The following is a 22,368-nucleotide window of genomic DNA, read 5'->3' on the forward strand; positions in this document are numbered from 1 at the left end:
GTCAGGCAATCCACTCCGATACCGGTGCCGCGGCTTCGTGCAGCGGCTGGGAGATGACATCGACCAGTGTCGGCCCGTCATGTTCCAATGCCTGCTTCATCACCGACCTGAATTCCGCAGGATCTTCCACCGTCCAGGACTTTATGCCGAAGGCGCTAGCGACGGCGGCATGGTTGGTGCGGCTGAAGTCAACATTGTAGAAGCGCTTGCCGAAACCTGAATCCTGCCCGGCCTTGATCCAGCCGAAGACCGAGTTGGAGAAGACGATGCTCTTGATCGGCATTTTCTCGCGCACGATGGTCTCGAACTCGCCACAGCAGAAGTTGAAGGAACCATCACCCATGACCGCGAGGGTCTGGGAGGACGGACGGCCGATATAGGCCCCCATCGCGGCAGCGAGAGAGTAGCCGAGCGCGCCGTGCGCCCGGTTGGTGATGAAATGCCGGCCTGCCTGGGGCCAGCGATAGTGCGCGGAGAAATACGGGCACGGCGTGCCCGGATCGGCGACGATAGTGGCATCGTCATCCAACAGGTCCATCAGATCCGCGATCACCCGTTCCGGCCGGATCGGCCGCTCCGTCGTGGTCGCCAACGGCAGGAAGTTCTTCAGCTTGCCTTCCCAGGCGGACGCGGCGCGGGTCTTGCCGTTCTGCATGTTGCGGTCGGCAATCGCCTCGACTTCCACGTTCAGCGCCTCAAGCGCCAGACGGGCGTCGGAAACGATGGAGACGGCGGTGTTGTAATTGGCGCCGATCACCATCGGGTCGCTGTCGATATGGATGATGGTCTTGTCCTGGGCGGGAGAGCGCCAGCGTTCCGTGGTCACGGACCCGGCCCGGCAACCGATGAACAGGATCACATCCGCCTCGTCCGTAACCGCGCGGGAGGTGGGCACGCCGCCATTGGAGCCAACGACACCGACCGCGTAGGGATCGGTCTCTGCAATCGCACCCTGCCCGGAAACGCTGGTCGCGATCGGCAGGTCGAGCAAAGCAGCCAAACGGCCGAGGGCTTCGGTCGCGCCCGCGATCACCGGCCCGCCACCACAAACGGCCACGGCAGATTTCGCACCGGCGAGAATTCTCGCTGCTTCCTTCACCGCTGCCAAGTCCGGGCCGGACGGCTCCGCCGGATAAGTGCGGTGGCCCGGATCGGCCCAGATCTCGGCATCCTCAACGGCGCCTTTCTGTGTGTCGAACGGCAGGGCCAGATGAACTGCACCCGGGCGGCCCGTCGTCATCGCCCGGAAGGCGGTGCGCATCATCGCCGGCAGGCGTGAGGCATCGTCCAGAGAGGTGTTCCATTTGGTCAGCGGCCGGAACATCGCGACCTGGTCGAGTTCGGTCAGCGGATAACGCCCCCGCGCCGTCGTCGAGACGTCGGTGGTGATCGCCATGATCGGCACCGAGCTTTCATTCGCCTCGACCACGCCCGGAAGGATATAGGTCGCTCCACCGCCGGACGGCCCCTCGCAGACGCCAGGACGGCCGGTCACACGGGCATAGGCATCCGCCATATAGCCGGCATGACGCTCGTCCCTGGTCAGGATGTGCTTGATCCCGTGATCGAGCCGGGCCATCGCGTCGTAGAAGGGCAACGTGGTGTCGCCGCATAGCCCGAACATGTGCTTCACGCCATGGGCTTCGAGCATTCGGACCATGGCTTCCGCGCCGGTCATCCGGTTGCCCATCGACTTGTCCATTGTATCATTTTCCTCGGGTGGCGCGCGGAATGCGCTGGTGGGATATTTTTGAACACAGTATTGTATACAGGCCTGCATGTTGTAAAAGAGCGGCACCGGAGTCAAGGCGCCTCGGCAAGAAACTGTTCGGATGAAACGTCATGAGTGAAGGACGGGTCGAAGAGGCCTATATGCGGCTGAAAGAGCGAGCCGTAAATTTCCAGTTCCGGCCGGGCGAGCGGATCAACGAGATCGGCATATCACGGGAGCTGGCGGTCAGCCGGACGCCGCTGCGCGAAGCGCTGAACCGCCTCGTCACGGAACAGCTGATCGACTTCAAGCCGGGCCTTGGCTTCTTCTGCCGGGAGCTGGATGCACGTTCCGTCTATGAGCTGTACGAGCTGCGCGAGATCCTGGAACTGGCCGCCGTTCGCAAAGCCTGCGAGAGCGCCAGCGACACTGATTTGAAGGCCCTGAGTGACGATCTTCATGCCAACGGCCTGAGTTATGTTGGCAAGACCGTGCGCGAGGTGACCGACCGGGACGAAGCTTTCCACATCGCCATCGCCGAACTCTCCGGCAATCACGAACTCGCTCGCCATCTCGGGCAGATCAATCAACGCATCCGCTTCATCCGCTGGCTCGACATGGCGAGCCGGGTGAAGGAGACCAAGGGCGAACACAGGGCGATCATGGAGGCGATGCTGGACCGTAACGCAGACCTCGCAGCCGAGATCCTCGGCAAGCATATTCGCCGCCGGATGGACCAGATCGTCGCCTCCGTTAAAGAAAGTTTCTCCAACATATACATGGCCGGCCCCGAAGAGCTGTTCGACCGGCAGTTCGAACCCCAGAAAGATTGAAGATCAGGAGAGCGGAAATGAAAGTACGCGGCGGGAAGGCAATTTACGGCGCCTCGGTCGGCATCCTCATGCTGGAAGCGCAATTTCCCCGCATTCCGGGAGACATGGGCAACGCGCTGACCTGGGACTTCCCGGTACATTACCGCGTGGTCCGCGATGCCTCCCCCGACCGGGTGGTAAGGCGCGGCGCCGCAGGCCTGCTGGACAATTTCATCGAGGCCGCAAAAGGCCTGGTCGCTGACGGTGTCGACGGCATCACCACCAATTGCGGCTTTCTCTCGCTCTTCCAGGATGAACTCGCGAGCGCGGTCGGCGTGCCTGTCGCCACCTCCTCGCTGATGCAGGTCGACATGGTGAACCGGCTGCTGCCCGCCGGGAAGCGGGCCGGTGTGCTCACAATCTCCGCCTCGACCCTCACTCCCGTCCATCTGGAACAAGCCCGCGTGCCCGAAGGCACGCCGATTGGCAGCACCGAAGATGGCCGGGAATTCACCCGTGCGATCCTCAACAATGAACTCGAGCTCGATGTCGACGCTGCCTGCAAGGACAATGTCGAGGCCGCCCTGAAAATGCAGCGGGACCATCCGGACATCGGTGCGCTCGTTCTCGAATGCACCAACATGCTGCCCTATGCGGCCGATATCCGGGACGCCACCGGCCTGCCCGTTTATTCCATGCTGAGCTTCGTTTCCTGGTTCCAGTCCGGGCTCGTGCCGCGCCGGTTCTGAGGCTCAAAACACGAATGTTCGAACGAAGATGCAACCCCATCTTCGTTCCGACTTCAATCATTCCCATAATGTTCACATGGCGGTGACACGACTGTTCGAATGAGGGTGATACCCACTCCTCCTCACGTGACGAGGAGTGTTGAGGATCGTGAACAAGCCCACCCGAGAAACGCCGAGATCCTTCAGATCGGCGCGGCCGTATCTGTTGCTGCTGCCAGCGTTTCTGTGTCTCGCCGCCTTCACCTACTGGCCGATGCTGCAGGTTCTTCTGGCCTCACTCTCGGACAAGAAGCGTGTCGGCGACAGCGGTACTTTCGTCGGCGCGGAGAATTATTTCCGGATCTTCCAGGATGCACATTTTCTCGGTGCGCTCGCGAACAATGCGCTCTATGCCGCCGGCACGGTGATCCCGAGCGTACTTTTTGGCTTTCTGTTCGCGCTGGCCCTGCGCGAGACGACGAACCTCTCCTCGATCCTCCGCTCCGTTCTGTTCTTCCCCACCCTTGTGCCACTGGTCGGCGCGGCGGCCGTCTTCATCTTCGTCTTCATGCCGGATATCGGCCTGCTGGACTATTACCTCGCCAAGCTCGGGGTCTCCGCCACCAACTGGCTCGGCAATCCGGACCTCGCGCTCGTCTCCCTGATGGCGCTGACCACCTGGAAGAATGCGGGCTACTACATGCTGTTCTTCCTCGCCGGATTGCAGGGCGTGCCGCAGGACGCGGAGGAAGCGGCAAAGATCGAGGGCGCGAACTGGCTGCAGCGACTCTATTTCGTGATCATCCCGATGCTCGGGCCGACCTTCGCCTTCGTCATGGTCATTGCCCTGATCAGCGCGGTCAGCCAGATCGACCATGTCATTGTCATGACCGACGGCGGGCCGAACAATTCGACCAGCCTGCTGCTCTACTACATCTACCAGCAGGCCCATGAATTCTACGATCTGGGCAAGGCGACCGCGGCAACCGTCGTCACCCTGATCGCCCTGCTGACACTCTCCTTCCTGTCCATGCGCACCGTCGAACGCAAGGTGCATTATGAAACCTGATCTCAAGCAATGGGCCGTTCCCGGGCAGTGGCTTGCCCCCGGCGCGCTGCTTGCGGCCGCCATGTGTGCTGTTGTTTTCCTCTGGTCGACGCCATTTCTCTGGATGTTGATCGCCAGCTTCCGGCCGGATCCGGGTGGCGGGCTCGGCATGGCCTCACTGTTCCCGGATTTCGTGCCGACGCTGCAGAGCTACCGGTACGCCATCGAGGATGGCTACTGGCCGCTCTGGTTCCTGAACTCGACCATCCTCGTCATCGGCACGCTGGTGGTGCAACTGGTGACGATCAGCCTCGCCGGCTATGCCTTCGCGCGGATCAATTTTCCCGGCAAGGAAGCGATCTTCTACATCTTCCTGCTGCAGCTGATGCTTGCGCCGCCGGTGCTGATCGTGCCGAACCTGACGACGCTGGTGCATCTCGGTCTCTATGACAGCCTGATCGGCGTCATGGCGCCCTATTGGGGCTCGGCCTTCGGCACCTTCCTGATGCGCCAGACCTTCCGCACGATCCCGAAGGATTTCGAGGAAGCCGCGATCATCGACGGCGCTTCCTGGTGGCAGGTGCTGCGTTACGTCCTGATCCCGCTCTCGCTGCCCGGGCTCACCGCCTTTTCCATCGTTTCGGTGGTCTATCACTGGAACGAATTTCTCTGGCCCCTGATGGTCATCAACGATCCGGACAAGATGGTTCTGACCGTGGGCCTCGTCAGCTTCGCGCAAGGCGCGGAGGGAGCGTCGGACTGGGGGCTAATTGCCGCCGGGACGCTCTTCATCATGGCGCCGCTGTTCATCGCCTTCACGGCCTTCCAGCGGCAATTCGTCAACAGTTTCATGTCATCCGGCGTGAAGTAAGGAGCTTAACGATGTTCATCAGGTCTGCGGTTGGCGCGCTCTGCGCCGGTCTCATCGCCTCGTCCGCCGTTGCGGCCGAGCGTATCGAATTCATGTTCCCGGCCCCGGTTCAGGGCAAGCTGTCCCGCGAAATGCAGAAGCTGGTGAAGGAATTCAATTCTTCCCAGGACGGCGTCGAAGTGGTCGGCGTCTTTACCGGCAGCTATGACGACACCAAGGTGAAATCCCAGGCTGCCGCCGAAGCAGGCAAGCCTCCGGCAGTGGTGCTGATGAGCGCCAACTTCGCCACCGAACTTGCGATGAACGACCTGATCGTTCCGATCAAAGAGCTGGCAGGCGACACCGACCTCGACGGCCTGATGCAGGAATTCTGGCCGGCCGTGCGTCCGAACGCCTATTTCAACGGCGACGTCTATTCCATCCCGTTCCAGAACTCGACTCCGATCCTTTACTACAACAAAGAGCATTTCGCCGAAGCCGGCATCACCAAGGCACCGGAAACCTGGGCCGAATGGGTCGATGCTGCGAAGAAGCTGACCAAGCCGGAAGGCGAGCGTTGGGGCATCATGATGCCGTCCAACTACGATTATAACGGCTGGCTCGTGCAGGCCCTGACCATGGCCAATGGCGGTCAGTTCTACAACACGGTCTATCCGGGCGAGATCTTCTACGACCACGCCTCCACACAGGGCGCTCTGAAGTTCTGGCGCGACTTCGCGCATCAGCACAAAGCGATGCCGACGGGCGTGACCAACTCCAAGCAGGTCTCCACCTCCTTCTTCTCCGGCAAAGCCTCGATGATCGTGCTCTCCACCGGCGCGCTCACCTTCGTCCGCGAAAACGCGAAATTCGACTATGACGTCGCCTTCATGCCGCGCAACATCCGCAATTCAGTTCCGATCGGCGGCGCGTCTCTGGTCTCCTTCAAAGGCACCACCGACGCCCAGAAAAAGGGTGCGTGGGAATTCATCTCCTGGCTGACTTCGGCTGAAAAAATCGGCCACTGGTCCCGCTTCACCGGTTACTTCGCCCCGCGCCAGACCGCCTACGATCTGCCGGAAATGAAGAAGTTCACCGCCGAGCACCCGGACGCGCTGCGCGCCGTCGAGCAGCTCGCCTATGCCGGTCCGTGGATCGCGACCTACAACACCGTCGCCGTCCGCAAAGCCGTGGAAGACGAGATGCAGGCCCTGCTCTCCGATCCGGAGCTGACCTTCCGTGAAGCTGCCGCCCGTGCGCAGAAGAACGCCGACGCGGTTCTCGCTCCCTACGCAGAACAGACCGCGCTGACGCTGAAGTAAGCGCGGCTCAGCTCACCTAATTGAACCACGAAGCCCCGCCAGAGATGGTGGGGCTTTTCGTGCGCCGGCCCACCTGCAATGGAGCGAATTCCGCTTCACATCATCAGCGGTCGATCACACAAAGGCTGTGTCCACCAGTTTGACGCGATGGAGAGTTTCTCCCTGCGCAACAATTCGGCCTTGGCAATATCGCGATCTCCACAAACGACCACAATCTGAACAGCTCCTCGTTCCCGGACCCTTCTCCGTGTTTCCGCCAACAGAGGGCGGCCAGCCACCAACCACAAGTCTGGTGAGATCACACAAAAATCATCGACCTGATATGTCGCACCTTGCGGATCATAAACGGGAGGCGCTTTTACTTCTGTCGCGACGAGAAACCCGTTCACCTTTCCAGCTTGCTCGGACACCAAGAAAACCGCCTTATCCCAGGTAAGGAGCTTTTCCAGAAATTCATAAGCCTGTTCCGTGGAGTCTTTGGCTTTACGCCAAAATACTGGCTGGTACTCCTGATATTGTATCCGTCGGCTTTCGGTCATCAGAACGACTGCATCGAGATCTCGCGTCTCGGCAAGACGGACGTGAGCCTTAGGGGCGGTTTGAGACATCGACCTATTCCTTTAACTGACACCCGAAGAAAATGGTGCCGCATGAAAAAGGAACAGACAATAAGCGACGAAGGTTCCGTAGCTGGGGTTATTACAGAGAGCGATCATGTTCCTGCAGAACGAAGGACCTGCGATCAGTCTGGCAATCGGACAGTCATTTCCATCTCGACCTGCAGGTCCGGAGCGGCAAGGGCCGCGACGCCAACGCCGGTGACGCTCGGCTGCGCGCCCTCGAAAATGGCCAGAAATGGCGGCATCAGTTCCTCCAGTCGTTCAGGCGTCAGGTTCACCAAATAGACGCGCGCGATCAGCACGTCCTGCGGCGTCGCGCCAATCGCATCCAGAGCAGCCTTTGCATTGATCGCGACGATCTCCATCTGCTCGGTCAGGCTTTCCGGAACCGGCTCACCATTCGGGCGCCAGGCAACCTGACCAGAAATGAAGGCTATGCGGCCCGGCTCGGCGATCGAGATCTGCGAATAGCCCATCTCCCCGGCATCGGGCAGAGACGGAGGGTTCAATCGGGTGATGGATTGCGTCATAATTTGCTCCGGTTTCGATAGAGATTTTACTGCGACTGCGCATTTAATCTCTACATGTGTAGAGGATAATTTTCAATGCAAAAGCCCGCGCGCCGCGATGCCATTCTGAATGGGGTGATCGACCTGCTCGCCAGCAAGGGCCTGGAAGGCGTCACGCATCGCGCGGTCGATGAGGTTGCGGGGCTGCCGCAAGGCTCTTCGTCCTACTATTTCCCCAAAAAGGCTTCGCTCCTCGTCGCTGCCTCACAGCATCTTGCGGAGCTTCTGGCAAAGGATTGCGAAGAGCTTCAGGTCGGCTTCGCGCAGATCGCGGCAAAAGACGGCATGGATGCGGCGGTTCAGTATGTCGCCGAAGAAGTCGTCAGTTATGCGGACAACTCCCGGAACCTGTTTCTGGCCCGGATCGAGCTCACCATGGCCTCAGCCCGCCGCGAGGATCTGGCAGATGTTGGCGCCCAGTTGACCGCGGCGGCGCGGCGGCCGATCGAGTTCTTCCTGAGACTGATCTCGGATGGCCGGGCCGATGTCCCGATCGAGACCTGTGCCGGGCTGATCGACGGGATCGGGCTGATGCATGCCACCGGCCAGGGCCCGAAGCCCACCACCGAACAGGTCGCGGCGGTGTTTAGGTCTATATTGTAGGGGCCACTCAGCCAGCAGCCACAGGCCGCGCCACTCCATCCGCTGCAAACAGATGTGCATCTCCGAGATCGAACCCGATCTCTATCTCATCCCCCGCAGCGGGCCGGACACTGTCACGCTGTTTCAGGCAGGCGCGCTGGCCGTCGAAAGCGACATGGACCAGCGCCTCGCCACCGAGCGGTTCAACAAGCTCCACCCGCGCGCGCCATTGCACAGGCAGCGGCCCCTCGCTCTGGCAAAGGCGCAGGCGATCCGGCCGGATGCCGATCTCGGACGCGCCGTCCGCGAGCCGTCCCGCGTCGGCTTTCTGCAGCCAGCCCGCCGGAAAGAAATTCATCACCGGGGCGCCGATGAAGCCCGCGACGAACTTGTTCGCCGGATGTGAGTAAAGCTCATCAGGGGTGCCGACCTGCTGGATCTCGCCGCCGTTCAGCACCACGATCCGGTCTGCCATGGTCATGGCCTCGACCTGATCGTGCGTCACATAGATCGTGGTCACGCCGAGCCGGCTCTGCAGGGCCTTGATCTCCGTGCGCATGTGATTGCGGAGCTGGGCGTCGAGGTTGGAAAGCGGCTCATCCATCAGGAAGACCTCGGGATGCCGGATGATCGCCCGGCCCATCGCCACCCGCTGACGCTGGCCGCCGGAGAGGGCGCGGGGTTTGCGCTCCAGCAATCCGCCGAGGCCGAGCAGCTCCGCCGTCTCGCGGACCGCCGCATCGCGCTCGGCGCGCGGCACACCCTTCAGGCGCAGGCCGAAGCCGATATTCTGGGCCACGCTCATATGCGGATAGAGGGCGTAGTTCTGGAACACCATGGAGATGTTCCGGTCCTTCGGCGGCACATCGGTAACGTCCGTCTCGCCGATAAAGATCCGTCCGGCGGAGACTGTCTCAAGCCCGGCCATCATCCGGAGCAGGGTCGTCTTGCCGCAGCCGGACGGGCCGACATAAACCACGAACTCGCCATCGGCGATTTCCAGATCGAGACTTTTGATGACCTCGACATCGCCGAAATTTTTCGACACACCCTGATAGCGAATTCCGCTCATTGATCACTCCCGGTTTCGAAGTGATCTTTCTAGCGAAAACAGACTACAGGCTTATGAACGTGCAAAGGCCGGCTCGCAATGCGGGCCGGCCTTTGCCGTAAAGTCTCTATCGGTGTTTTCAGGCGGCGGCGCGTTCAGCCGCGGTATCCGTATCTGTTTCGACCAGCGCCGCATGCAGAGCTGCGATGGCCGTCTCGAACTGGCTCTCTTCCAGGATGAACATCATGTCCACCTTGCGGGACAGGCGGTGCACACCGAGCAACTCGATGCCGGCTTCCGTCAATGCCACAAGCGCCGTTGCGTCGAGCCCCGGCACCGACATGTCGCTACCGATGGCCGAGACGATGGCGACGTTCCGCGTGGAGATTTCCGCCGTCGGGAAGGCTGCGCCGAGATCCGCGATTACCCGCTTCACCGCCTTGCGCGAGCCGGCCAGAAAATGCGTGATGGTATTGGCGTTCGAGGTCTTGGTGACGATGCGGACGTTATGCCGCTTCAGCGCCTCCAGAATACCGGTGTCATAGCCTTTGACACCGACCATTTCCTGCTCGAAAAACTCCAGAGCGTGCACGTCCTTCAGACCGGTGACAATCTCGACACGCGGCTCTTCGGAGACATAATCGCCTTCGAACATCGTCCCAGGATCGGCCGGATCGAACGTGTTCCGGACCCGCAGCGGGATGCCAGCCTGGCGAAGCCCCTTCGCCGCGTTCGGATGCACCGCTTCCATACCCATGTTGGAGAGCTGGTCCGCCACATCGTAATTCGTGTGACCGATGGTCCGGACCTTACCTTCGCCCACCAACTTCGGATCGGCGCTGGACAGGTGAAATTCCTTGTGGATTACAGCTTCCCGCGCCTTGGTCACCACCGCCAGGCGGGAAAAAGTGACCTCGGTATAGCCACGGTCGAACCGGCGCACCATGCCTTCGCGGCAATGTGCATAGCCGGTCACGATCGGCAATTCACGAGCGAAGTCGATGCCGTCGAGCGCCCCTGAAATCCGCTCGTCCAACTGCAGGTCTCTCTCGTCACGCCAGCCGGTCAGGTCGATGAAGACGGCATTGATGCCATTATCCTTCAGCAGCAGGCTTGTGTTGAAAGCGCTATGCGCCTCGCCAAGCCCAGCCAGCATTTCGCGCACCGTTTCCATGTGGTGATCGAGGCGGAAATGGCCGTGACTGCACAGCCGCTGCAGATCGAGCAGGCAATTTCGCACGCCCTCGACCCGGTCGCGGACGAAACCATCGGCCAGACGGCGCGAGGCCGGGTCGGCCAGCACGTCGGCGTTCTTGGCAATCATTGCCTCGGCGAGCTCGGTCAGGGAATCACCCCATGCCCAGTCGGACTCCGACCCGGCATAATGAGCGAACACACCCGGCGCGCCGGTCTTTTTGTGTTCCAGCAACCGGTCGGTCATCCCGGCATAGGCCGAGACCACGAAGATGCGGCCGTAAGGCTCCGCATCGGTGTGGCTGCGCAGGAACACGTTTTTCAGGATCGCTTCAGTGTTGGCAATCGACGTACCGCCGATCTTCTCCACCGTATGACTATGATACGGCTCGACTGGCTCTAACATGATGTCCCCCGAGGAGTTTCGTCTGCGATGCGGCGCGGCCCGATCAGGCCGCGTCCTAGACATCAGCGGCGTAGGCGCCGGTCTCGTCATGCACTTCGCGGCCGGATACCGGCGGATTGAAGCAGCAGGCCACGACCATGCCTTCCGGGCCGCCCCTCAGGACATGCCGGTCATGCAGGTTCAGGGCATACATGGTCCCCACCTTGATCTCGTGGGTTTCGTTCTTGGCAAGATCGGTGATCGAACCGCCGCCGGACACGCAATAGACGGACTCGAAATGGTTCTTGTATTCGAACGTGTGCTCGCTGTTCGGGAAGATGGTCGTGATATGGAAGCTGAAGCCCATCTTGTCGTCCTTCAGCAGCATGCGAACGCTTTCCCAACCTTCCGTCACAACATGGCGGTCGGTGTCGCGGCATTCGTCATAGGTACGGACAATCATCTTTAACTCTCGTTTATTCAGGTTATTTGAAATCGGATCTGGAGATCAGGCTGCTTTGGATTGCCGAGCCTTGATCACGCTATCGGCAGCATTGGCCATAATGTCGAGGCCCTGCTCAAAAAGTCCAACATCGATGCTCAGCGGCGCCAGCACCTTGACCACTTCGCCAAAGGCGCCGGAGGTCTCGATGATCAGGCCGTTCTCGAAACATTCCCGGCAGATCTCGTCCGCCAGCTCGCCGGAGCCGACATCGACGCCGCGGAACATGCCACGGCCCTTGACCTTGCCGCCGGTCTTGATGGCGATTTTCTTGAGCCGCTCTTCCAGCAACTCAGCTTTTGCCTCGACCTTCTGGGAGAAGCTCGCGTCGGACCAGAATTTCTCCAGAGTGACCCGGGCCGTGACGAAGGCGTGATTGTTGCCGCGGAACGTGCCGTTGTGCTCAGCCGGCGACCAGATATCGAGATCCGGACGCAGCAGCACCATGGCAAAGGGCAGGCCCATGCCGGAGAGCGACTTCGCCATGGTCACGATGTCCGGCGCAATGCCCATCTTCTCGAAGGAAAAGAAGGTGCCCGTCCGGCCGCAACCGGCCTGAATATCATCGATGATCAGCAACGAGCCGAGCTCGCGGGCCAGTCGTTCGACGCCCTGCAGCCATTCGGCGCTGGCATCGTTCAGACCGCCCTCGCCTTGGACTGTTTCCAGGATAAAGGCTGCCGGCGCCTCGAAACCGCTGGACGGATTGCGATACATTTCCTCAAGCACCTTGAGGGAGTCGATACCATTGCCGAGCGCGCCCTCGTACGGCATGCGGTCGACACCATCGAGCGGGCGGGACGCGCCCTTGCGATGATAGCCGTTGCCGGTGCAGGCAAGCGCACCGAGCGTCACGCCGTGGAAGCCGTTGGTGAAAGCAACGATCCGGTCACGCCCGGTGACCTTCCGTGCGAGCTTCAATGCCGCTTCGACGGCATTGGCGCCGGTCGGGCCGGTAAATTGCAGCCGATAATCCATCTCGCGCGGCTGCAGGATGATCCGGTCGAACGCTTCCAGGAAGGCGCCCTTGGCTTCGGTATGGAAATCGAGACCGTGGGTGATGCCGTCGCTGGTGATGTAGTCGACCAGCGCCTGCTTCATGTCCTCGTCGTTATGCCCGTAATTCAGGGATGAGCAGCCGGCCAGGAAGTCGATATAGGTCTTGCCGTCCGCGCCGGTGATTTCCGCGCCGGAGGCACTGGTAAAGGTCGTCGGAAAACTGCGGCAGTAGCTGCGCACGTTCGATTCGACATTCTCGTAAATGGAGAGATCCGTTGTCATTGTCGGCTCCTTGTAGCCTGATATTTTTTTGCTGGGCGAGCGCCGGGAGAAGGCACGGCAGCGGCGATCAGGCCGCGCTGGCGTAGCGTTCGCGCTCGATTGGCCCGATGCGGACCAGATGTTCCGTCGCGTGTTCACCATCGAAATGCTGATCGCGCCGGAAATGGGGATTGTGATTGAGATCGCCTTCGATCTCCCCGGCAATCGACCGGAAGAGAGCCCAGGACGCTTCGTTGTCCTTGGTAATCGTGCTCTCCATATGCGTGACATCCTCGCAGGCGCCCCGCTTCAGCAGGTCGCGCAGCATGGCTTTCGCAAGCCCTCGTCCGCGCGCCTGGGGAGCAACCGCGACCTGCCAGACAAACAGGGTTCCGGACTTGGCGGGCGGAAGATAGGCCGATACCCAGCCGATCACGTCCCCGTCCAACTCCGCAACCACGCAGGTCTCCGCGAAATGCGTGCACTGCAGGAGGTTGCAGTACATGGAATTATCGTCGAGTGCGTCCAGGTCACCTATCAGGTTCCACACTGACGCACCGTCCGTCGATGTCGGACGACGAAAGGTCACACCATTTTTTCGGCCCGCTTTATGGCGGGATCCGTCTTTAGATATCTCGATCTTCATAGCCACCCCTCTTGAGTAGGTGGCCGTTATTTAGTTAGACAAACTAATTTTGTCAATGTCCGACACTGCGTCGCAATTAGAACACTATAAAAATTCACATTCAAAAACCCACTGTTTTTCAGTCGCCACGCACTGGATTCATGTCGTAATTACGCCCCCAAATGGCGCCAACAAGAAAGAGAGCATCGCAAAATTCGTAAATATATTTAGCCCGTAAAACTAAAATAAATTCTCGCTATCGCCGACACGGTTCATAGTCGCGCCGCGAGCTTTCGGAGTCACGATGGACCACCAATCACAACACGCCCTGGTCGTTCTGCGGCGCATCCTGCGGGCCACTGAAAACCGGGCCCGGGCGCTATCCCGGGAATCCGGCCTGACCGCGTCTCAGCTTCTGCTGCTGCAAACCCTTGCCGACGAAGGTGAGTGCACAGCAGGGACCATCGCAGCCCGGCTCGGCATCACCCAGGCGACAACAACATCCCTGGTCCACAAGCTTGAAGCCAAGGGGCTGGTGGTAAAGCAGCGCGGCTCCAGTGATCGCCGTCAGGTCTGGCTTCGCCTGAGCGACAGTGGACACATCAAGCTCGCCAAGGCGCCGGACGACCTGCAGGAAGTCTTCCGGCAGCGTTTCGACAAGCTCAAGGACTGGGAGCAGATGATGCTGGTGGCCAGCCTGGAGCGGATCGCCACGATGCTCGACGCCGAGGAAATAGACGCGGCGCCGGTGCTGGATATCGGCGAACTCGACCGCGAAGCCTGACCCACTGCAAAACCGAGTCCGCAAGCCTTCCCCAGAAACAAGCCTTCCCCAGCAAACGGTGCGATTCGAACGCACCGTTGATTTGCCTAAATCCCGGATAACGGCTTACGGAAGGAGGGAGATGTCCTGCTGGCGCGCCTTTTCGCCGGAAGATTCTACACCCCGCTCTACGGTTCCTCTCGACAATTCGCTCATTCTGTCGAAAAGTTTGCTTTCGAACGAAAGCCTACATCTTCAAATGAAACCGCACTTCCGCTAAAGGAAGGGCCAATCGGAAAAACAGGGAGGTTACCCGTTATGGATAGACGCGGGATTATCGGTTTTGCAGCCGCAGCTTTCGGCGCCGTGACCATGGGATGGTCGGGCATGTCTTTCGCCCTCGATGCGCGGTTCCAGGACAAGAATGGCGATCTGGTCGCCGATACGCCGACCGATCCGAGCCAGCAGGTCGACCCAAGCACCCTCATCTTCGCCTATACGCCGGTCGAAGATCCGGCCGTTTATGCCAAGGTGTGGGACGGCTTCCTGCGCCATATGGAAGACGTGACCGGCAAGAAGGTCCAGTTTTTCCCGGTTCAGTCCAACGCCGCCCAGATTGAAGCCATGCGCGCCGGCCGCCTGCATGTCGCGGGCTTCAACACCGGCTCCAACCCACTCGCCGTGAACTGCGCCGGTTTCGTTTCCTTCGCCATGATGGCGTCGAAGGACGGTAACTTCGGCTACAACATGGAAATCATCACCTATCCGGGCAGCGGTATTGAGAAGGTCGAGGATATCAAGGGCAAGAAGATGGCCTTCACCTCGCAGACCTCGAACTCCGGCTTCAAGGCACCCTCCGCCATCCTGAAAGCCGACTACAATATGATTCCGGAGCGCGATTTCGAGCCGGTCTTCTCCGGCAAGCACGACAACTCCATCCTCGGCGTTGCCAACAAGGATTACCCGGCTGCCGCCATCGCCAACTCCGTATGGCACCGCATGGTCGCCCGCGACGTGATCAAGCAGGATCAGGTTGTCTCGATCTACAAGTCGCAGACCTTCCCGACCACCGGCTTCGGCTATGCCTATAACCTGAAGCCGGAACTGCAGGAAAAGATCAAGGAAGCGTTCTTCAGCTTCAACTGGGAAGGCTCGGCTCTTAAAGAAGAGTTCAAGCGCTCCGGTGAAGAGCAGTTCATCCCGATCACCTACAAGGAATACTGGGACGTGATCCGGAAGATCGACACGGCCAACGGCGTTTCCTACGCCTGCAAGTAATCCACCCGATTGAACCTGACAGGCGATCGCTCCAAGCGATCGCCAAAATGAGTTGAGGAGCGCCCTTAATGTTGCGACTTGAAGGTCTGTCAAAAGTCTATGGGACAGGCGATCGGGCGCTCACCGACGTGAGTTTCACGGTCGAGCCCGGTCAGGTCGTTGGCCTGATCGGGCCATCGGGAGCCGGTAAATCCACGCTGATCCGGTGCATCAACCGGCTGGTTGAGCCATCGGCCGGGAAAATCTCTCTGGGCGATCTTGATATCACGCAACTGAGCCGCGGCGGCCTGCGTCAGGCCCGGCGGCGGATCGGTATGATCTTCCAGGAATACGCCCTGGTCGAACGCCTCACCGTCATGGAGAACGTGCTTTCCGGACGTCTCGGCTATGTCGGTTTCTGGCGCAGCTTCTTTCGCAAATTCCCGCCGGAATCCGTCGAGAACGCCTACCGCCTGCTCGACCGAGTCGGTCTGAGCGCGCATGTAAACAAGCGGGCCGATGCCCTGTCCGGCGGCCAGCGCCAGCGCGTCGGCATTGCCCGGGCGCTCGAGCAGGATCCGGACCTGCTACTGATCGACGAGCCGACAGCCTCGCTCGATCCGAAAACCTCACGCCAGATCATGCGTCTCATCATCGAGATCTGCGACGAGCGCGGCCTGCCCGCCATCATCAACATTCATGACGTGGCTCTCGCTCAGCAATTTGTGCAACGCATCATCGGCCTGCAGGGCGGCAAAGTCGTCTTCGACGGCAGCCCGGATGAGCTGGATGCGGACGTGCTGACCCGGATCTACGGTGAAGAAGACTGGTCCGCGACAATCCGCAAGGTCGACGAAGATGCTGAAGGCACAGAAGACAGTGCCGAGGAAATTGCCGCCGCACTCGACCGCGAACGTCTTGCGGGGCTGACATGACGACGGCCACCGCACCCGCCTTTCCGACCACCTGGTCGCGTCCCCCCTTCATCAAGCGCGCCTGGCTGCGCTGGACGCTCTATCTCGGCGCGCTGCTCTACATGGTCCTCGCCGTAGGCTCGGTCGAGGTCAACTGGATGCGCGTCTGGGAAGGTCTCGACCGCGGCCTCCGCTTCATTCAGGGCTTCCTCCTGCCTGACTTCACCAGCCGCTGGGAAGACATCCTGATCGGCATGGAAGAAAGCCTGACGATGGCTGTCACCTCGACCGTGGCCGGCGTCGCTATCTCGGTCCCGATCGGGATCGGTGCCGCCCGGAACATCGCCCCCTTACCTGTTTATGCTGTCTGCCGGGCGATCATTGCCCTGTCCAGGAGCTTTCAGGAAATCATCATCGCTATTCTATTCGTCGCGATGTTCGGCTTCGGGCCCTTTGCCGGGTTCCTGACCCTTTCCTTCGCCACCATCGGCTTCCTCGCCAAACTGCTGGCCGAGGATATCGAGGATATCGACGAGAGTCAGGCCGAGGCCGTCCGTGCAACCGGCGCCGGCTGGTGGCAGATCGTGACCTACGCGATCCAGCCGCAGGTCATGCCGCGCCTGATCGGGCTCAGCCTCTATCGCCTGGACATCAATTTCCGCGAGTCCGCCGTCATCGGCATTGTCGGGGCCGGCGGTGTCGGCGCCACGCTGAATACGGCGATGGACCGGTACGAATACGACTCCGCCGCCGCAATTCTGATCCTGATCATCCTGATCGTGATGGCGGCTGAATATTCATCAGGCTACGTGCGGAAATGGCTCCAGTGATGACAGATACTTCATCCGAACAAGTGACGTCCGGGCCGGTCTGGCGCAAACGCACGACCAAGCAGGAGCTTGCTCTCTGGCTGGGTTGGCTGGTACTGGCCGCTTTCTTCATATTCTGCTGGCAGATTATGACGAAGACCACGATTTGGGCCTTCGTCTATGACGCTCCACGTCAAGCGCTGGATATCGGATCGCGGATGGTCCCGCCGCGCTGGGAGTACCTTCCCAACCTGCTGGAGCCGCTCTGGGACACCATCGCGATTGCCACGCTCGGCACCCTGCTGGCGCTCTTCATGGCAGTCCCCGTTGCCTTTCTCGCTGCCCGCAACACCACGCCCAGCACGCGCTTCATTCGGCCCGTCGCCCTGCTGATCATTGTATCCAGCCGCTCGATCAACTCCTTGATCTGGGCCCTGTTGCTGGTGGCAATCATCGGTCCCGGCGTGATGGCCGGCATTGTCGCCATCGCCTTCCGGTCCATCGGTTTCGTTGCGAAGCTTCTGTATGAAGCCATCGAGGAAATCGACGCTACCCAGGTCGAGGCTGTTTCCGCCACCGGGGCCAGCAAGGCGCAGATCATGGATTACGCGGTCGTGCCGCAAATCCTTCCCGCCTTCGCCGGGATCACTGTGTTCCGCTGGGACATCAATATTCGGGAATCAACAGTTCTCGGGCTGGTCGGTGCCGGCGGGCTCGGACTGCGACTGCAAGAGTCGCTGAATGTCCTCGCTTGGCCCCAGGTGACCATAATCTTCATCCTGATCCTGATCACGGTGCTGGTCAGCGAGTGGGTGTCGGCCAAAGTGCGGCACGCAATTATCTAGCAGCGTTATCAAACAGCGCCCGGCCGAGGCGCGGACAGGCCCATGGAACTACTGATCAACATTGCCGGCGGAGTCGCCCTGCTTCTTTGGGGCGTCCGCATGGTGCGTACGGGAGTGACACGGGCCTTCGGCTCCGGGATTCGCCGAGGTGTCTCTGCGGCCACACGGAACCGGTTCAGCTCGTTCTTCACCGGCCTCGGCGTCACAACCATCCTGCAGAGCAGCACGGCAACGGCCCTGATCGTCGGGTCGTTCGGCGGCCGCAGGATGATTGCCGTTCCTGCCGGCCTGGCTCTCATGCTCGGTGCGGATGTCGGCAGCACCATCGTTGTTCAGGTTCTGGCTTTCGACGTCTCCTGGATGTCGCCGGTCTTCCTGTTCATCGGCGTCACCGCTTTCCTGTCGTCGGAAAACTCCCGCCGCCGGGCGATCGCGCGGTTCTTCATCGGCCTCGGCCTGATGCTGCTGGCGATCAAGATGGTCATGCTGGCATCGGTTCCACTGCGCGAGGGGCCGACTGTGTCCCTCCTGCTTGCCCCGCTGCAGAGCGAGCCGCTGCTGGCGATCCTGTTCGCTGCGCTATTGACCTGGATCGCCCATTCGAGCCTGACCGTGGTTGTCCTGATCATGACGATGGTTTCGCTTGGCGTGATGGAGATACATCTGGCCATCGCGATGGTGCTCGGCGCGAATATCGGCAGCGCCATCACCCCCGTGGCGATGAACTGGGGCTCTGATCCCGCTGCTCGCAGAGTGCCTGTCGGCAATCTCCTGATGCGCGCAACCGGGGTCATTCTGACCTTCGGTTTCATCCCCTGGATCGTGCCGTATTTTGCGGACTTTTCGGTCGATTCAGCGCACCTGATCGCCAACGTCCATACCGGCTTCAACCTCGTGGTCGCCATAATCTTCCTACCGTTCGTCGGCTGGGTGGCGCGTCTCGTCGTCCGCATCCTGCCGGACCGGGCCGGGCCGGACGACGTCCTCGCCCCGAAGCATCTGGAAGAGGAAAGCCTCGACACGCCGTCAGTGGCGCTTTCCGCCGCCGCCCGGGAAACCCTTAGGATGGGCGACACCGTCGAATACATGCTGTCCCGGACCATGGACGTGCTGCGCAACGGCACCCTCGACCAGATCAAGGAGATCGAGCGCGAGGACGACATCGTCGACTCCCTGCACGAAGCCGTGAAGATCTATCTGACCAAACTGTCCCGGCAGGAACTGGACCCGGCGGAAAGCCGCCGCGTTGTCGAGATCCTGACTTTCACCACGAATCTCGAGCATATCGGCGACATCATCGACAAGAACCTGCTGGAACTTGCGGCCAAGAAGCTGAAAGACGGCAGCGTCTTCTCCAAGGACGGGCTGGAGGAGCTGGAGGCACTGCACAGCGACGTGCTGGCCAACCTGAAGCTGGCGCTCAGCATCTTCATGACCGGCGATGCGCGTCTCGCCAGACGCCTGATGGAGCAGAAGGTCCATATCCGCGAGCTGGAGCAGAAATACTCAGAAGCGCACTACAATCGCATCCGCGATGGCAAGACGGAGTCGCTGAACAGCTCTTCCCTGCATCTCGACGTGCTGCGGGACCTGAAGCGGATAAACAGCCACATCACCTCGGTCGCCTATCCGATCCTGGAATCCACAGGCCAGATCGCAGAAAGCCGTCTGCGGGACGAATAGAGCCGCGTCAGCGCCCCTTCCAGATCGGATCGCGGCCTTCGGCGAAAGCGGTGTAGCCTTCCCGGTTATCTTCCGATGAATAGAGCCGGTCGACGGTCTCGAACTGGCGTTTGGTGATCCGGTTCATGGCGTCCTGGAAGGTCATGTCCTCGGCCTCGCGGACGATCTCCTTGATGGCGGAAAAGACCAAGGGCGGGCCTGAGGCGAGATGCTTGGCGAGCGCCCGCGCCTCGTCCATCAGGGACGCGCCCGGGTAGACATGGTTCACCAGCCCCCAGCGCGCGGCCTCCTCGACCTCAATCCAGCGCCCGGTGAACAACATTTCCATGGCGATGTGATGGGGAATGCGCTTCGGCAGCTTCACCGTCGCCGCGTCAGCCACGGTACCGGAGCGGATCTCCGGCAGCGCGAAGGTCGCGTGATCGGCGGCGAGGATGATGTCGGCGGAGAGAGCGAGCTCCAACCCGCCGCCGCAGCAGATCCCGTTCACAGCCGCGATCACCGGTTTGTTCAAGCCGCGCAGTTCCTGCAGACCGCCAAAGCCGCCAACACCGTAATCCCCGTCGACCTCATCACCGGCGGCGGCCGCTTTCAGATCCCAGCCCGGGCAGAAGAACTTCTCGCCCGCACCGGTGACGATGCAGACCCGCAGCTCCGGATCGTCCCGAAAGGCGGCGAAGGTATCCCCCATGATCCGGCTGGTCGCGAGATCGATGGCATTGGCTTTCGGCCGGTCCAGCGTGACTTCAAGCACATGGCCATCGCGCCGGGTCTTGATCGGGCCTTCACTCATTGTCGTCTCCCATCCTGATCAGGGCATCCACTGCAACCGCGCCCTCGGGCAAGCAGAGCAGCGGGTTGATTTCCACTTCGCTGACCCGCCCGTCATGGGCGGCCACGAAATCCTGCACGGCCTGTACAGCGGCGACAATCGCCACCCTGTCCGCAGGCGGCGCACCGCGATAACCGTTAAGCAACGGCGCGATCCGGAGCCTGTCCAACGCCGCCTCGATCTCCGCATCAGAGGCGGGCAGCAGCAGCATCGCGCTATCCTTCAATATCTCCGTCTGCACGCCGCCGGCGGCAAGCGTCAGAACATAACCATGCGCCGGATCCAACGTCACGCCGACCAGCAATTCCGCGACAGCCCCGGAGACCATCTGCTCGACAAGGAACTGCTCCGTCGGCATGGCGCAAGCCGCTACACGCACATCTTCCGCACTTGCGAGCCCTAGCCGGACCGCCCCCGCCTCGGTCTTGTGCGCAATCCCGATGCCTTTCAGCACCAGGGGAAAACCGATTTCGCCGACGGCCGCCGCCGCACTTTCCGCATTAGACGCCTCGATACTCTTCGGCACGGAAAGGCCCTGACGGGCCAGAGCCTCTTTCGCCTCCCGCTCCGCATAAGTGCGCAGATTTCCCGGCGTCCCGGGAAGAAGCAGCGGCTCGGAAGGCGAGCGATCCGCCCCAAGCCAGGCCGCGGCAGCGATCGCGGTCAGAGCCTCATCCATGCCGGTGAAAGGCACAATACCGAGATCGAACAGGGATTCCGCCACCTTTTCCGGAAGGTTCTCCGGCAGGGACGCGAGGATCGCCATCGGCTTTCCGCTGTTCGCCATTGTCTTGTGGACAGCGCGGATCACCTGATTCCATTCGGCGGCGCCGCCGAGCTCAACCTTCGGAAAGTCGAGCACCACGATCCCGAGCGCAAGACCGCTGCCCTGCATCATGGCGGTAAAGGTCTTCTCGACCGCCGCTTCGTCGCCCCAGATATAGGTGTGATAATCGAGCGGATTGGCGAGCGTCACTTTCGGGCCGAGCGCACCGGCAAGATCCGAGCGCTGCGCGTCTTCCAGCGGCGGGTAGACAACGCCGCGCGACAAGCCGGTGTCGGCCATCAGACTGGCCTCCCCGCCGGAGCAGGACATGGAAGCGATCCTGTTCGATGGCAAAGGCCCTGTCACATGCAGCAGTTTCAGGGTCTCCAGCAGGGCCGGAAGGCTGCGTATTTCGGCAATGCCTAGCCGCTCCAGCAGCGCCGTCGCGCCTGCATCGCTCCCCGCAAGGGAGGCGGTGTGAGAGACAGCCCCCGTCCGCGCTTCATCAGACCGGCCGACCTTGAGCGCAACGATGGGCTTGCCGAGCCTGCGCGCCTTCTCCGACAGCGCCTCGAAAGCCCTGAGATCGCCAACACCCTCGATATAAAGGCCAAGCGCTGTTACACGAGGATCGTCCAGCAGGCACATGCCGACTTCGGCGAAACCGGTCTGCGCCTGATTGCCGACGGTCACCACATAGGCCAGCGGCAGGCCACGCCGCTGCATGGTCAGATTGATGGCGATGTTGGATGACTGGGCGACGATTGCCACACCGCTTTTGGCCGGGCTCCCGCCATGCAGGTCCGGCCAGAGGGCCGCACCGTCGAGATAATTGATCAACCCGTAACAGTTCGGGCCGAGCAGGATCATGCCGCCCGCGACCTCCAGCAACCGCTCCTGCAGGGCCGCACCGTCACCGGTTTCCCTGTCCGCCTCGCGAAAACCGCTTGCGAAACAAACGGCGCCGCCCGCCCCCACCTCCGACAGTTCCGCCACGGCATCGACGGTGGCGTGGCGGTTAATGCCGATGAAAGTGGCATCCGGCGCGTCCGGCAGATCCGCGATCGAGGCATAGGTCGGAACGCCTGCGATCTCCTCCCGCTTCGGGTGGATCGGCCAGAGCGCGCCTTCAAAGCCGATCTTGCGGCATTCGGCGACGACATTCGTGCACCAGGCGCCGCCCCCGATCACTGCGATGGATTGGGGCCGGAGCAGCCGTTCAAGACCTGATGTCATGATG

The 22,368-nt window shown here is 61.1% G+C and carries 22 protein-coding genes; 12 read left to right on the forward strand and 10 right to left on the reverse strand.

The annotated features are described in order from the left end of the window. Position 1 precedes the first annotated feature (1 nt). The gene (locus tag IG629_RS10280) at positions 2-1,702 is read right to left on the reverse strand and encodes a thiamine pyrophosphate-binding protein (protein ID WP_226886600.1); all 1,701 of its coding nucleotides are present in this window, start codon (positions 1,700-1,702) and stop codon (positions 2-4) included. A gap of 140 nt (positions 1,703-1,842) precedes the next feature. On the opposite strand from IG629_RS10280, the gene IG629_RS10285 reads away from it, so the two are divergent. From IG629_RS10285 to IG629_RS10305, 5 genes are all read left to right on the forward strand, one after another. Then, positions 1,843-2,544 (forward strand): GntR family transcriptional regulator, encoded by a 702-nt coding sequence (locus tag IG629_RS10285; protein WP_193171865.1) that lies wholly within the window; start codon positions 1,843-1,845, stop codon positions 2,542-2,544. 17 nt (positions 2,545-2,561) lie between these two features. After that, positions 2,562-3,272 carry an aspartate/glutamate racemase family protein gene (locus IG629_RS10290; protein WP_193171866.1) on the forward strand — a complete coding sequence of 237 codons (711 nt, stop codon included), beginning with the start codon at positions 2,562-2,564 and terminating at the stop codon, positions 3,270-3,272. 148 nt (positions 3,273-3,420) lie between these two features. Beyond that, positions 3,421-4,320 (forward strand): carbohydrate ABC transporter permease, encoded by a 900-nt coding sequence (locus IG629_RS10295; protein WP_319025063.1) that lies wholly within the window; start codon positions 3,421-3,423, stop codon positions 4,318-4,320. Next, complete coding sequence (locus IG629_RS10300) at positions 4,310-5,170, forward strand: carbohydrate ABC transporter permease (RefSeq protein ID WP_226886601.1); 861 nt, start codon at positions 4,310-4,312, stop codon at positions 5,168-5,170. The genes IG629_RS10295 and IG629_RS10300 overlap by 11 nt, the downstream gene beginning before the upstream one ends. 11 nt (positions 5,171-5,181) lie before the next feature. Beyond that, a complete protein-coding gene (locus IG629_RS10305; RefSeq protein WP_193171867.1) occupies positions 5,182-6,471 on the forward strand; it encodes an ABC transporter substrate-binding protein in 1,290 nt (429 codons plus the stop codon). A gap of 95 nt (positions 6,472-6,566) precedes the next feature. On the opposite strand, the gene IG629_RS10310 is transcribed toward IG629_RS10305, so the two are convergent. Then, positions 6,567-7,079 carry an N-acetyltransferase gene (locus IG629_RS10310; RefSeq protein WP_193171868.1) on the reverse strand — a complete coding sequence of 171 codons (513 nt, stop codon included), beginning with the start codon at positions 7,077-7,079 and terminating at the stop codon, positions 6,567-6,569. 134 nt (positions 7,080-7,213) lie between these two features. After that, positions 7,214-7,621, reverse strand: coding sequence for a RidA family protein (locus IG629_RS10315; RefSeq protein WP_193171869.1), 408 nt, complete (start codon positions 7,619-7,621; stop codon positions 7,214-7,216). Between the two features lie 75 nt (positions 7,622-7,696). Between IG629_RS10315 and IG629_RS10320 the strand changes: the two genes are divergently transcribed. After that, complete coding sequence (locus tag IG629_RS10320; protein WP_193171870.1) at positions 7,697-8,263, forward strand: TetR/AcrR family transcriptional regulator; 567 nt, start codon at positions 7,697-7,699, stop codon at positions 8,261-8,263. A 7-nt stretch (positions 8,264-8,270) separates the two neighbouring features. On the opposite strand, the gene IG629_RS10325 is transcribed toward IG629_RS10320, so the two are convergent. The 5 genes from IG629_RS10325 to ectA all read right to left on the reverse strand — a co-directional run bounded on the left by IG629_RS10325 (position 8,271) and on the right by ectA (position 13,223). After that, the gene (locus IG629_RS10325) at positions 8,271-9,314 is read right to left on the reverse strand and encodes an ABC transporter ATP-binding protein (protein WP_193171871.1); all 1,044 of its coding nucleotides are present in this window, start codon (positions 9,312-9,314) and stop codon (positions 8,271-8,273) included. 118 nt (positions 9,315-9,432) lie between these two features. Beyond that, positions 9,433-10,893, reverse strand: a complete 1,461-nt coding sequence (locus IG629_RS10330; RefSeq protein ID WP_193171872.1) for an aspartate kinase — start codon at positions 10,891-10,893, stop codon at positions 9,433-9,435. 55 nt (positions 10,894-10,948) lie between these two features. Next, complete coding sequence (locus IG629_RS10335; protein WP_193171873.1) at positions 10,949-11,335, reverse strand: ectoine synthase; 387 nt, start codon at positions 11,333-11,335, stop codon at positions 10,949-10,951. A 45-nt stretch (positions 11,336-11,380) separates the two neighbouring features. Further along, complete coding sequence (ectB, locus tag IG629_RS10340; protein WP_028467002.1) at positions 11,381-12,655, reverse strand: diaminobutyrate--2-oxoglutarate transaminase; 1,275 nt, start codon at positions 12,653-12,655, stop codon at positions 11,381-11,383. A 67-nt stretch (positions 12,656-12,722) separates the two neighbouring features. Next, positions 12,723-13,223: a diaminobutyrate acetyltransferase gene (gene ectA, locus IG629_RS10345; RefSeq protein WP_205620695.1), complete on the reverse strand. Its 501-nt coding sequence runs from the start codon at positions 13,221-13,223 to the stop codon at positions 12,723-12,725. Positions 13,224-13,563: 340 nt separating this feature from the next. Between ectA and IG629_RS10350 the strand changes: the two genes are divergently transcribed. From IG629_RS10350 to IG629_RS10375, 6 genes are all read left to right on the forward strand, one after another. Then, the gene (locus IG629_RS10350) at positions 13,564-14,043 is read left to right on the forward strand and encodes a MarR family winged helix-turn-helix transcriptional regulator (RefSeq protein ID WP_193171874.1); all 480 of its coding nucleotides are present in this window, start codon (positions 13,564-13,566) and stop codon (positions 14,041-14,043) included. 297 nt (positions 14,044-14,340) lie between these two features. Continuing rightward, positions 14,341-15,300, forward strand: coding sequence for a phosphate/phosphite/phosphonate ABC transporter substrate-binding protein (gene phnD, locus IG629_RS10355; RefSeq protein ID WP_028467005.1), 960 nt, complete (start codon positions 14,341-14,343; stop codon positions 15,298-15,300). Between the two features lie 68 nt (positions 15,301-15,368). Next, positions 15,369-16,214, forward strand: a complete 846-nt coding sequence (gene phnC, locus IG629_RS10360) for a phosphonate ABC transporter ATP-binding protein (protein ID WP_193171875.1) — start codon at positions 15,369-15,371, stop codon at positions 16,212-16,214. Then, positions 16,211-17,023 carry a phosphonate ABC transporter, permease protein PhnE gene (gene phnE, locus IG629_RS10365; RefSeq protein ID WP_193171876.1) on the forward strand — a complete coding sequence of 271 codons (813 nt, stop codon included), beginning with the start codon at positions 16,211-16,213 and terminating at the stop codon, positions 17,021-17,023. The genes phnC and phnE (IG629_RS10365) overlap by 4 nt, the downstream gene beginning before the upstream one ends. Next, positions 17,023-17,847 (forward strand): phosphonate ABC transporter, permease protein PhnE, encoded by an 825-nt coding sequence (gene phnE / locus IG629_RS10370; RefSeq protein WP_193171877.1) that lies wholly within the window; start codon positions 17,023-17,025, stop codon positions 17,845-17,847. Before phnE (IG629_RS10365) ends, phnE (IG629_RS10370) begins: the two co-directional genes overlap by 1 nt. A 42-nt stretch (positions 17,848-17,889) precedes the next feature. After that, positions 17,890-19,530 (forward strand): Na/Pi cotransporter family protein, encoded by a 1,641-nt coding sequence (locus IG629_RS10375; protein ID WP_193171878.1) that lies wholly within the window; start codon positions 17,890-17,892, stop codon positions 19,528-19,530. Between the two features lie 7 nt (positions 19,531-19,537). Here IG629_RS10375 and IG629_RS10380 read toward each other — a convergent pair whose 3' ends face one another. After that, positions 19,538-20,323: a carnitinyl-CoA dehydratase gene (locus tag IG629_RS10380; protein WP_193171879.1), complete on the reverse strand. Its 786-nt coding sequence runs from the start codon at positions 20,321-20,323 to the stop codon at positions 19,538-19,540. Further along, entirely contained in the window at positions 20,316-22,364 is a 2,049-nt protein-coding gene (locus tag IG629_RS10385) for an acetate--CoA ligase family protein (RefSeq protein WP_193171880.1), read from the reverse strand. The genes IG629_RS10380 and IG629_RS10385 overlap by 8 nt, the downstream gene beginning before the upstream one ends. Positions 22,365-22,368 lie beyond the last annotated feature (4 nt).

Origin of the sequence: Nisaea nitritireducens, from assembly GCF_014904795.1 — a bacterium.
Classification (GTDB): Bacteria; Pseudomonadota; Alphaproteobacteria; order Thalassobaculales; family Thalassobaculaceae; genus Nisaea; species Nisaea nitritireducens.